Source organism: Photobacterium sp. SP02, from assembly GCF_038519165.1.
GTDB lineage: Bacteria > Pseudomonadota > Gammaproteobacteria > Enterobacterales > Vibrionaceae > Photobacterium > Photobacterium halotolerans.
Window position 1 is genome coordinate 38,525 of the sequence record NZ_JASJOJ010000034.1, and the last position, 11,481, is coordinate 50,005.

An 11,481-nucleotide genomic window follows, 5' to 3' on the forward strand; every position below is an offset into this window, starting at 1 on the left:
CAATAGTCTGGCAATGAGAATAGGGGGCCAATACAAAAATACCCCGGCAATGCCGAGGTATTTTTTCGTTCGATTCAGTGCAGAGTTAAGCGTTTTGCTCTTCAGCCTGTTTGGCCTGAATCGCGGTCAGAGCGATGGTGTAGACGATGTCGTCGACCAGCGCGCCACGAGACAGGTCGTTCACCGGCTTGCGCATGCCCTGAAGCATTGGACCGATAGACACCAGCTCGGCAGAACGCTGTACCGCTTTGTAGGTGGTGTTACCTGTGTTCAGATCCGGGAACACGAACACGGTGGCTTTACCGGCAACCGGTGAGTCCGGCGCTTTAGATTTTGCCACGTTTTCCATGATGGCGGCGTCGTACTGCAGCGGCCCGTCGATGATCAGATCAGGACGTTTTTCCTGCGCGATACGGGTCGCTTCACGGACTTTATCAACGTCGGCACCCTGGCCCGAGTTACCGGTAGAGTAAGAGATCATTGCTACGCGCGGTTCAATCCCGAAGGCTTTGGCAGAATCGGCCGATTGAATAGCGATTTCAGCCAGTTGCTCAGCGTTCGGATCCGGGTTGATGGCACAGTCACCATATACCAGCACCTGATCAGGCAGCAGCATGAAGAAGACAGAAGAGACCAGTGACGCACTTGGCGCGGTTTTGATCAGCTGCAGCGGCGGGCGAATGGTGTTGGCTGTGGTATGTACCGCACCCGAGACCAGACCGTCCACTTCGTCTTGTTCCAGCATCATGGTACCCAGTACAACGGTATCTTCCAGCTGTTCACGGGCAACCACTTCGGTCATGCCTTTGTTCTTACGCAGCTCAACCAGGCGGGCCACATACTGCTCGCGCACAGAGGCCGGATCGATAATGTCAACACCGGCACCCAGTACCACACCTTGCTGTTCGGCAACGCGTTTGATTTCCGCCGGGTTACCCAGCAGCACACATTCCGCAATACCGCGTTCTGCACAGATAGCAGCCGCTTTCACTGTACGTGGCTCGTCACCTTCAGGCAGCACGATACGCTTCGCCGCGCGGCGGGCATATTCTGTCAGCTGGTAACGGAAAGCCGGCGGGCTCAGGCGGCGTTCACGGGCAGAACCTTCGCTCAGCGACTCAATCCACTGACCATCAATGTGGCTGGCCATGTATTCGTTGACCATCTCGACCCGCTCTTTATCGTCAGCCGGTACTTCCAGGCTGAAGCTCTGCAGGTTCAGAGAGGTCTGCCAGGTGTTACCTTTGGCAATCATCACAGGCAGGCCGGTTTCGAACGCACGCTTGCACAGTTTTTCAACGGTAGCAGGCAGTTCATAACCGCCGGTCAGCAGCAGCGCGCCAATCTCCACACCGTTCATCGCTGCCAGACAGGCAGCCACAACCACATCAGGACGGTCGGCAGAAGTCACCAGCAGTGAACCCGGACGGAAGTGTTCAACCATGTTAGGGATAGAGCGGGCACAGAAAGTGATGCTCTTGATGCGACGGCTGTCGATTTCACCCGGGTTGATAATGTCAGCATTGAGGTGCTTGGCGATGTCTGTTGCACGGGTAGCGATCAGCTCGGCATTGAAGGGCGCACAGCCCAGCACGCGAATCGGGCTGGAGTTGAACACTTGCATCACTTCAACGTGAGTTGGCATCACAGAGTCGGAACCGTCGAAAATCTCAGACAGATCCGGACGGGTACGGCCTTCCGCATCCACAGGGGCATTGAGCTTGTTCACAATCACACCTGCGATGTGCTTGTTCTTAATACCGCCAAAGTTAGAGCAGGCAATTTCAATGCGCTCTTTCAGCTGGGCTGGGTTATCTGTACCCGGCGAGACCACGAACACGATTTCCGCATCCAGTGTCTTGGCAATTTCGTAGTTGATCTGGTTCGCAAACGGGTGCTTGCGGGTGGGGACCAGACCTTCAATCAGGGCCACTTCAGCGCCTTCAGTGGCTTCTTTAAAGCGTGCAACGATATCTTCCAGCAGCACGTCGCTCTGGTCGCTGCGGATCAGCTCGTCGGCTTCAGCCATGGACACCGGCTGGGCAATTTGCATGTCGCTGTTGGCACGGATAATCGACGTTGTCAGATCCGGCTGGTCGCCGCCGTGACGAGGCTGGGCGATAGGTTTGAAAAAGGAAACACGGACGCCTTTGCGCTCCATAGCGCGAAGTACACCCAGGCTGACGCTGGTCAGGCCGACTCCGGCACCGACCGGAATGAGCATTATGGTACGTGACACAGTCAATTCCTCAAACTGTTAGCAAACGGTAGAAAGGGAGATCAGACTGTCGGACAGCGACTCCCGATTATTAGCATTCTTGATAGAAAAAGGCCGACTAGGTCGGCCAATAGGTGTTGCTTAGATGTTGGTCAGGCGTGCTGTATCTTCAGCAATCACCAGCTCTTCATTGGTCGAGATAACCATAGCCGGTACGCGGCTGTTGTCTGTGGTGATCACACCTTCGCCACCGAAACGGGCTTTCAGGTTCTTCTCGCTGTCGACTTCGATACCGAAGAACTTCAGGCGGTTCAGCACCATTTCACGGATTGGGGCAGAGTTCTCGCCAATGCCGCCGGTGAAAGTGATCGCATCCAGCTGGCCGTCCAGCGTCGCTGTGTAGCTGGCGACGTATTTCGCCAGACGGTGGCAGAATACGTCCATCGCACGGGTCGCTTCTTCTTTCTGACCATAGTTGTCTTCAACGAAACGGCAGTCAGAAGTGACTTCAGTCAGACCAGCCAGACCGGATTCTTTGGTCAGCATGGTGTTGATTTCGTCAACAGAGTAGCCCAGAGAGTCGTGCAGGTGGAAGATGATAGCCGGATCGATGTCACCACAACGGGTACCCATCACCAGGCCTTCCAGCGGCGTCAGACCCATAGAGGTATCAACAGACTGGCCGTTTTTGATGGCACAGACAGACGCACCGTTACCCAGGTGGCAGTTGATGATGTTCAGCTCGCTTTCTGGTTTACCCATGCGGTTCGCCGCTTCACGGGTGATGAACAGGTGCGAAGTACCGTGCATGCCATAACGACGGATGCTGTGGTCTTTGTACAGCTTGTATGGCAGCGCGTACAGGTACGCTTCTTCTGGCATCGTCTGGTGGAATGCAGTATCGAATACGGCCACGTTCTGCAGCGCCGGAAAGGCTTTCTGAGCGGCTTTAATACCAATGATATGTGCCGGATTATGCAGCGGTGCCAAGGTAGCGCACTCTTCAATACCTTTCAGCACGGCTTCATCAATCAGAGCTGATTGTGTGAACTTCTCGCCACCGTGAACCACACGGTGACCAATCGCTTTCAGGTTTTCAGCCAGCTCAGGCTTGGAAGCCAGAATAGTTTCTACCATGAAAGCCAGTGCTTCTTCGTGTGCTGCACCATTACCCAGTTGAGCTTCGTGTTTGGCACCATCAAGTTTCCACTTGATACGGGCTTCGGGTAGGTGCAGACATTCTGCAAGACCTGTCAGGTGCTCATCACCTGATACTGCGTCGACGACAGCAAACTTCAGAGAAGAACTACCGCAGTTAAGAACTAAAACCAGCTTAGACATGTGAGTGACTACCTATATAATCTGTCTGAAAGTTGATATTCAATTGAATAAGCGTTAACCATAGAATAGTCGACCCAGTGTATGGCGAGACTAAACCAGGTATTTTTGCTTCTGTCCGTAGAAGTGACATGTAAACCTGAGGAGTTAACTTATCCTTAATTTATTGCGATAACAGGGTTATCGGCCAACAATTACCTAAGGCGTGCATAGGATAGCCCTTGTTGGTCGATATAACAAAAAAATTTTTAAAAATTAATTCACGGTAGATTGATTGTTGCTTGTTTTGAAAATTTACAGAATTTGTTGAGGCTGGTGCGATATGAATCAGACAAAAATCTGGAAGCAGGTCCAACACGGCCAGCACTACATGTCGGTATGGCCAATGCGCAAAGAGCTGGCTGTATTGTTTCCTGAACAACGCTATATCAGGGCCACCCGGTTTGCAGTGCGGGTGATGCCTGCTGTGGCTGTGATGAGCGTGCTGAGCCAGATGGCTTTTCATAATTCCTCTGGTTTGCCGCTGGCAATGGCCGTGGCCTTGTTTGCGCTCAGTATGCCGTTGCAGGGTCTGTTGTGGCTGGGCAAACGCAGCCGGACAGCCTTGCCGCCCTCACTGGCGAGCTGGTGCCGGGAAATACACGGCAAAATTTTAAGTGAAGGCTATTCCATGCAGCCGCTGAAAGAGCGGCCTCGCTATCTGGAGCTGGCACAGGTGCTGGACAGAGCCTTTAAGCAGTTGGACAAGGCCTCGCTCGAACGCTGGTTCTGATCTCGGCTGTTCGGTGCCGCGTCCTGCGTATTTTACCTGTCTTCAGGCAGGGAAGGTCGAGGTGCAGCTCAAGGACCGCAGCGGTTTGAGTAACCAGCAGCGGTTTGAGTGAAGAGAAGACAAGATAAGTAAAAGCGCGGCAAATAAAAAAACGGACAGGGAAATGCCTCTGTCCGTTTTTTTGTCTGGCTTGGCTGGTTGGCTGGTGATTTAGCTGGCCAGATAGCGGCGGATTTGCGCTTCTATTCCCGGACCATCGATTTCCAGCTCCGCATGCAGTTCAGCCTGGGTGCCCTGATGGACAAATTTGTCCGGCAGGCCGATTTGCAGCACAGGCTTGATGCGTTTGTCTTTCATCAAAAACTCGATCACACCGGAACCGGCACCGCCGGCGATGGCATTCTCTTCCACAGTCACCAGCAGATCATGGTCATCGGCCAGCTGGCGCACCAAGGCTTCATCCAGTGGTTTGACGAAACGCATGTCAGCAACCGTGGCATTCAGGGCTTCTGCGGCTTCCAGCGCATAGCTCAGCGTGGTGCCGAAGTTCAGGATCGCCACTTTTTCACCCTGGCGGCGAAGTATCCCTTTGCCCAGTTCCAGCGCTGTCATAGTGGCATCTGGCGTCACGCCGGTGCCGCTGCCACGCGGGTAGCGCACTGCGCTGGGTCCCTGATGCTGATGACCGGTATAGAGCATCTGGCGGCACTCGTTTTCGTCACTCGGTGTCATGATCACCATGTTGGGAATACAGCGCAGGAAGCTCAGATCGAAAGCCCCCTGGTGGGTCTGACCGTCAGCCCCGACCAGTCCGCCACGATCGATCGCGAACATCACAGGTAAATCCATAATGGCGACATCGTGGATCAGTTGATCATAGCCGCGCTGCAGGAAAGTCGAGTAAATCGCAACAACCGGGTGATAACCGCCAATGGCCATACCGGTCGCCAGTGTCACTGCATGCTGCTCAGCGATGGCGACATCAAAATACTGATCCGGGTATTCTTTGGAGAACCGCACCAAGCCGGAACCTTCACGCATTGCCGGTGTGATGGCCATCAGCTTGCGGTCTTTTTCGGCCATATCACACAGCCAGTCGCCGAAGATTTTCGAGAAAGTCGGCTTGCTGTCTTTGGCTTTCGGCAGCGGATTCTGGCTCAGATCAAATTTAGGCACGGCGTGATAATTGATCGGATCGGCTTCCGCCGGCGCATAGCCTTTGCCCTTTTTCGTCATGATATGAAGAAATTGCGGGCCTTTGAGGTTGCGCATATTTTTAATCGTACGCACCAGCTCCTGCACATCATGACCATCAATAGGACCGATGTAATTAAAGCCCAGTTCTTCAAACATAGTGCCTGGCACGACCATGCCTTTGAGGTGCTCCTCGGCCCGGCGGACCAGCTCTTTAATCGGTGGCGCGCCTGAGAGCACCTTCTTGCCGCCTTCGCGGATGCTGGCATAGAAATTACCGGACAGCAGTCGGGCCAGATGATTATTGAGTGCACCTACGTTCTCGGAGATCGACATTTCATTGTCGTTGAGGATCACCAGCATGTCGCTGTGCACATCACCGGCATGGTTCATGGCTTCGAACGCCATGCCTGCGGTAATGGCCCCGTCACCGATCACGCTGACAACTTTGCGGCCCGCGCCTTCACGTTCGGCGGCAATCGCCATGCCCAGGCCGGCACTGATCGAGGTAGAGGAGTGGCCGACAGACAAGACGTCATATTCACTTTCTTCCCGCCAGGGGAAGGGATGCAAGCCGTCTTTCTGGCGTATGGTATTTAAACGATCGCGACGTCCGGTCAGGATTTTATGCGGGTAGGCCTGATGACCGACATCCCAAATCAGATGATCGAACGGTGTGTTGTACACATAATGCAGGGCCACCGTCAGTTCTACGGCGCCCAGACCCGAAGCAAAATGCCCGCTGGACTGACTCACAGAGTTGAGCAGATACGTCCGCAGCTCATCGCAGAGCGCAGGTAAACTGTCCACCGGCAGTAAACGGAGTTCGTCCGGTGTGTTGGCTAAGGCCAGATGTGGGTATTTAGAAATATCCAATGTCATAACAAGTCGGCGCTTATACTGTTTTAGTTGTTGCGCTCGATAACGTATCGGGCGAAAACTTCTAATGAATCTGTATTGTAGGGTATAGCTTCCAGGGCGTGTAGGGCTTCCTGGTATAGCTGGCGAGCTTTATCCTGGGCGCCTGCTAATCCTAGCAGGGCAGGGTAGGTGCTTTTTTCCAGAGCGGCATCTGATCCCTGGGGTTTTCCCAGTGTCTGAGTATCGCTGATCACATCCAGAATGTCGTCCTGAACCTGAAAGGCCAGGCCAATCGCCTCAGCGTACCTGTCCAGCTGCGGCAGGATGGCGACCCCTTTTTCGCCGGCCGCCAGCGCGCCAAGACGCACCGCACAACGGATCAGCGCCCCGGTTTTGTGCCTGTGGATGGTTTCCAGTTGCGCCAGACCGACACGTTTGTGCTCTGCGGCTAAATCCAGCGCCTGTCCGGCACACATACCGGACGCACCGGCAGCCTGAGCCAATTCGCGCACCATGGCGATGCGCTGGCTGTTGCCCTCGGCGCTCAGCCGGCCAGAAGCCAGTATTTCAAACGCGAGCGTCTGCAGAGCATCACCGGCCAGAATGGCGGTGGCTTCATCAAAGGCAATGTGGCAGGTCGGTTTACCGCGCCGCAACTCGTCGTCATCCATGGCAGGAAGATCGTCATGGATCAGCGAATAGGCATGAATACATTCGACGGCCGCCGCCGGGGTATCCAGATCACTGATATCCGCTCCCAGCATGCTTCCTGTGACATAAGTCAGGAAAGGACGGGCACGCTTTCCGCCCAGCAAGGTGCCGTGCCTCATCGCCTGAACCAGAGGCTGATCGGTAAAGGGCAACTGAGTCAGCCAGTGTTCCAGCTGATCATTATTACGGGCCGCGTACTTGGCCAGTTGTTGAGAAAGGCTGTTAGTCATCGCTCGGTTCAAAGTCCGTCAGTGGCGCATTGTCGTCAGCTTGCAGCAAAATCTCAACCCGTTGCTCGGCCTGAGTCAGTTTTTGCTGGCTGTTGCGGGCCAGGGCAATGCCACGCTCAAATTTTTTCAGCGCGTCTTCTAAAGGGATATCACCGGATTCCAGCTCGTTGACTATCACATCGAGTTCATTCATGGCCTCTTCGAAGGCCATCTTTTCTGGTTTTTTAGTCGCCATATCCGGTCCATTGATGGGTTGTGAGCGCGTTTGGAGGTGCGCCCGAAAATGAGGGGAAAATAGCGCACAGGCTATGCCGGGTCAAATTATGGCACAGGGAAGTGTGCGCATTACAGTGTTATTTTTATGGTTTTTATACCCTGTGCTGCTTTGTATCGCCCATTGCAAGAGGAATGCAATCACAGATGACAGGCGGAAGTTCGGTTTTTCCCAGCAGAGCACAAAACCAAGGGTTAATCAGTGCTAAACCAAAATCCAAAGGTGCCGATACAGGGTGAGTAAGTTAGAATAGCGCCAGTTTGAGCTGGCCAGAGTAACCCGGACATCCTGATGTCACTTGGGTTGATAAGAAAAAATTACAGAGGAGTGATCCGTGGATTTGGCAACCCTCATAGGCTTAGTTGGTGCCTTTGCTTTTGTCATTATGGCGATGCTGCTGGGTGGCAGCCTTGATATATTTTTTAATGTGCCTTCTATTTTGATTGTATTGGGCGGGACATTATTTGTTGTATTAATGAAGTACAGCCTGTCGCAGTTTTTTGGCGCCGCCAAAATTGCGACCAAAGCCTTCATGTTTAAAACAGACGACCCGGAAGATTTGATCGCCAAGATTGTCGAAATGGCGGATGCGGCACGTAAAGGCGGCTTTCTGGCGCTGGAAGAAATGGAAGTCAATAACAGCTTCTTGCGTAAAGGGATTGATTTACTCGTTGACGGTCATGACGCCGACGTGGTGCGTTCGACATTGCAAAAAGATATCGGGCTGACCAACGAGCGCCATGAAAGGGGCATCAGTATTTTCAGCTCATTGGGTGAAGTGTCACCTGCAATGGGGATGATAGGTACCCTGGTGGGACTGGTCGCCATGCTGACCAATATGGACGATCCCAAATCTATCGGCCCGGCCATGGCCGTGGCGCTGTTAACCACCTTATACGGATCGATCCTGGCCAACATGGTGGCAATTCCTATTGCCGATAAACTGTCATTGCGTAAAAACGAAGAACGCCTGAACCGCCGCCTGATCCTTGATGGGGTGCTGGCCATTCAGGATGGCCAGAATCCGCGTGTGATTGATGGTTTTCTGAAAAATTACCTCCATGAAAAACAACGCCGTACCGACGTTGATGAATAAGGAGGCTGGTGATGGACGAGACCGAATGCAATTGTAAGAAAGGGGCACCTGCCTGGATGGCAACGTTCGCCGATCTGGCGACCCTGCTGATGTGTTTCTTCGTACTGCTGCTGTCATTTTCTGAGATGGACGTGTTGAAGTTCAAGCAAATTGCAGGTTCTCTGAAATTTGCCTTTGGTGTGCAGAACATGGTGGAAGTGAAGGACATTCCTAAAGGCACCAGTGTGATTGCTCAGGAATTTCGTCCGGGGCGGCCTGAACCGACTCCGATAGAAGTCATCATGCAGCAAACCATCGACATGACGCAGCGGACGCTGGACTTTCATGAAGGTGAATCAGAAAAAGCCGGCGGCACGAAACGCGAAGCCGGTAAGCTGACCGGGGGACGTTCTGAGCACACCGCCACCCAGATGAACCAGAATACTCAATCGGAAATGACGCAAGCCCAGCAGCAACTGGCCGATGTCTTGCAAACGGCCCTTGAGCGAGAAATACAGGAAAATCTGATTGAGGTCGAGAATCTTGGTCAGCAGGTGGTGATCCGTATTCGTGAAAAAGGGGCATTTCCGGAAGGCTCAGCCTTTCTGCAACCCAAATTTCGTCCGCTGGTGCGCCAGGTGGCAGATTTGGTCAAAGACGTGCCTGGCGTGATTACCGTTTCTGGTCATACGGATAATCAGCGTCTGGATTCTGAGTTATACCGTTCCAACTGGGACTTGTCGGCACAGCGTGCCGTGTCCGTCGCTCAGGAAATGGAAAAAGTGCAAGGCTTTGATCATAACAGGATGCGCGTGCTGGGAATGGCAGACACCTCGCCGCTGGACAGCAATGACACCCTGGACGGACGTAAACGTAACCGCCGGGTAGAAATTGCCATCATGCAGGGTAAACCGCATTTTACCAATGAACTGACCAGCGACCCGGCAGGGGAATCTGCCGTCCCGTCAAATTAAGCCTACAATCTGAATAAGGACATGATGCGTGTTCGCCTGACAGGGCGAACACGCATCAGGCGGCGAGGGCAGGAGCCATGACAGACCGCGGGTTTGTGAAACTCTGCGCTCGCCGTTTTTTCTGATAATCCTTTGTATTTCAGCGACCGCTTGCTTGCTGTATAATCCGCGCCTTTAGTTAGGCCCTGTGAAGCGAAGCATGTTATGAAATTTATTGTAAAGCCCCATCCAGAGATTTTTGTAAAGAGTGAATCAGTGCGGAAGCGCTTTACCAAAATCCTGGAGTGCAATATCCGCATTATCCTTCAGCGCCTGTCTGATCAAGTGGCTGTGTACAACCGACGCAGCTACATTGATGTCACAGTGAAGGACGACAGCCTCCGTGATCAGGTTCTGACCGTACTGACCCAGACACCTGGGATTCACCATGTGCTGGAAGTCAAACAAACTGATTTTACCGACATGCATGATATCTTCGAGCAGACTCTGGCGCATGTCGGCAACCAGCTTGACGGCAAAACCTTCTGTGTGCGCGCCAAGCGGGTCGGAAAACACGACTTTACCTCAATAGAGCTGGAACGTTACGTCGGCGGTGGTCTGAATCAGGCCTTTGACAGTGCCAAAGTGCAACTGAAAAATCCGCAGGTGACGGTCAATATTGAAGTGGACGGCGAGAAACTCAATCAGGTGCTTGCCCGTCATAAAGGGCTGGGTGGCTTCCCGCTGGGGACCCAGGAAGACGTACTGAGCCTGATCTCAGGTGGTTTCGATTCCGGTGTGTCCAGCTATCTGCACATCAAGCGCGGCAGTAAAGTGCATTACTGTTTCTTCAATCTTGGCGGTCCGGCACACGAAATTGGTGTGAAGCAGGTTTCTCACTATCTGTGGAAGAAATTCGGCTCTTCGGCCAAAGTGAAGTTCATTGCCATTGATTTTGAACCTGTTGTGGCAGAAATCCTGGAAAATGTGGATGACGGCCAGATGGGTGTGGTGCTCAAGCGTATGTTTATGCGCGCGGCAGGCCAGGTTGCTGAACGTTTTGGCATTCAGGCGCTGGTGACCGGCGAAGCGCTGGGTCAGGTTTCAAGCCAGACGCTGACCAATTTGCGTCATATCGACAACGTGACAGATACCCTGATCCTTCGTCCGCTGATCAACTGGGACAAAGAAGATATTATCAATCTTGCCCGTGATATCGGCACCGAAGACTTTGCCAAGACCATGCCTGAATTCTGTGGCGTGATCTCGAAAAGCCCGACCGTGAAGGCGGTGAAAGAAAAACTGGAAACCGAGGAAGCCAAGTTTGATTTTGCTGTGCTGGATCGGGTGGTGAGTGAAGCCCGTATTCTCGATATCCGCGACATCGAAAAAGAAAGTCAGGAGCAGGCACCTGAGATTGAGCTGGTGGATCAGATTGACGGCAACAGCACAGTGCTGGATATCCGCAGCCCGGACGAAGAAGATGAAAGCCCGCTGCAAATCGAAGGGGTTGAAATCAAGCATTTGCCGTTCTACAAACTGGCGACCCAGTTTGGCGATTTACCTCAGGATAAAACCTACCTATTGTACTGTGCTCGCGGTGTGATGAGTCGCCTGCAGGCGCTGTACCTGAAAGAAAATGGTTTCGATAACGTGAAGGTTTATCGCCCGTAATCTTCCATTGCTTTTCGTTCCCTCCCCTTGGCAAGGGGAGGGCTAGGGTGGGATTCGTGAGGTGAGCTCGACTTTGCGTCAGTGCCTTTTAACCCCCTCCTAACCTCCCCCTTGAAAAGGGGGAGGGATCGTACCGCGATGACTGAAACCACGATGATTCCCTCCTCTTACGAATTACGAA

At 53.1% G+C, this 11,481-nt stretch carries 9 protein-coding genes; 4 read left to right on the forward strand and 5 right to left on the reverse strand.

All coding sequences use genetic code 11. The features are described from left to right. Positions 1-85: 85 nt before the first annotated feature. On the reverse strand, positions 86-2,239 hold the full coding sequence (gene pta, locus P0Y67_RS14670) for a phosphate acetyltransferase (protein WP_161458630.1): 2,154 nt from the start codon (positions 2,237-2,239) through the stop codon (positions 86-88). A gap of 120 nt (positions 2,240-2,359) precedes the next feature. Further along, positions 2,360-3,559, reverse strand: coding sequence for an acetate kinase (locus P0Y67_RS14675; protein ID WP_342392458.1), 1,200 nt, complete (start codon positions 3,557-3,559; stop codon positions 2,360-2,362). 319 nt (positions 3,560-3,878) lie between these two features. Here P0Y67_RS14675 and yfbV point away from each other — a divergent pair, with 319 nt between their 5' ends. Further along, complete coding sequence (gene yfbV / locus P0Y67_RS14680; RefSeq protein ID WP_192014626.1) at positions 3,879-4,328, forward strand: terminus macrodomain insulation protein YfbV; 450 nt, start codon at positions 3,879-3,881, stop codon at positions 4,326-4,328. Positions 4,329-4,538: 210 nt separating this feature from the next. Here yfbV and dxs read toward each other — a convergent pair whose 3' ends face one another. From dxs to xseB, 3 genes are read right to left on the reverse strand one after another with little or no spacing between them, the layout of a single operon-like run. Continuing rightward, positions 4,539-6,404 carry a 1-deoxy-D-xylulose-5-phosphate synthase gene (dxs, locus tag P0Y67_RS14685; RefSeq protein ID WP_342392459.1) on the reverse strand — a complete coding sequence of 622 codons (1,866 nt, stop codon included), beginning with the start codon at positions 6,402-6,404 and terminating at the stop codon, positions 4,539-4,541. A 23-nt stretch (positions 6,405-6,427) separates the two neighbouring features. After that, a complete protein-coding gene (gene ispA, locus P0Y67_RS14690) occupies positions 6,428-7,324 on the reverse strand; it encodes a (2E,6E)-farnesyl diphosphate synthase (RefSeq protein WP_342392460.1) in 897 nt (298 codons plus the stop codon). Continuing rightward, positions 7,317-7,559 carry an exodeoxyribonuclease VII small subunit gene (xseB, locus tag P0Y67_RS14695; protein WP_027253848.1) on the reverse strand — a complete coding sequence of 81 codons (243 nt, stop codon included), beginning with the start codon at positions 7,557-7,559 and terminating at the stop codon, positions 7,317-7,319. The genes ispA and xseB overlap by 8 nt, the downstream gene beginning before the upstream one ends. 373 nt (positions 7,560-7,932) lie before the next feature. Between xseB and pomA the strand changes: the two genes are divergently transcribed. The 3 genes from pomA (at position 7,933) to thiI (ending at position 11,300) form a co-directional block, all read left to right on the forward strand. Beyond that, positions 7,933-8,694: a flagellar motor protein PomA gene (gene pomA, locus P0Y67_RS14700; protein ID WP_027253849.1), complete on the forward strand. Its 762-nt coding sequence runs from the start codon at positions 7,933-7,935 to the stop codon at positions 8,692-8,694. A gap of 11 nt (positions 8,695-8,705) precedes the next feature. After that, a complete protein-coding gene (locus tag P0Y67_RS14705) occupies positions 8,706-9,647 on the forward strand; it encodes a flagellar motor protein MotB (protein WP_342392461.1) in 942 nt (313 codons plus the stop codon). Between the two features lie 204 nt (positions 9,648-9,851). After that, positions 9,852-11,300 (forward strand): tRNA uracil 4-sulfurtransferase ThiI, encoded by a 1,449-nt coding sequence (gene thiI / locus P0Y67_RS14710; protein ID WP_342392462.1) that lies wholly within the window; start codon positions 9,852-9,854, stop codon positions 11,298-11,300. Positions 11,301-11,481: the final 181 nt, after the last annotated feature.

Bases quoted from the DNA above. Each gene is read 5' to 3' on its own strand.
- P0Y67_RS14675 (WP_342392458.1), bottom strand. From the start codon at position 3,559: ATGTCTAAGCTGGTTTTAGTTCTTAACTGCGGTAGTTCTTCTCTGAAG.
- yfbV (WP_192014626.1), top strand. From the start codon at position 3,879: ATGAATCAGACAAAAATCTGGAAGCAGGTCCAACACGGCCAGCACTAC.
- dxs (WP_342392459.1), bottom strand. From the start codon at position 6,404: ATGACATTGGATATTTCTAAATACCCACATCTGGCCTTAGCCAACACA.
- ispA (WP_342392460.1), bottom strand. From the start codon at position 7,324: ATGACTAACAGCCTTTCTCAACAACTGGCCAAGTACGCGGCCCGTAAT.
- xseB (WP_027253848.1), bottom strand. From the start codon at position 7,559: ATGGCGACTAAAAAACCAGAAAAGATGGCCTTCGAAGAGGCCATGAAT.
- P0Y67_RS14705 (WP_342392461.1), top strand. From the start codon at position 8,706: ATGGACGAGACCGAATGCAATTGTAAGAAAGGGGCACCTGCCTGGATG.
- thiI (WP_342392462.1), top strand. From the start codon at position 9,852: ATGAAATTTATTGTAAAGCCCCATCCAGAGATTTTTGTAAAGAGTGAA.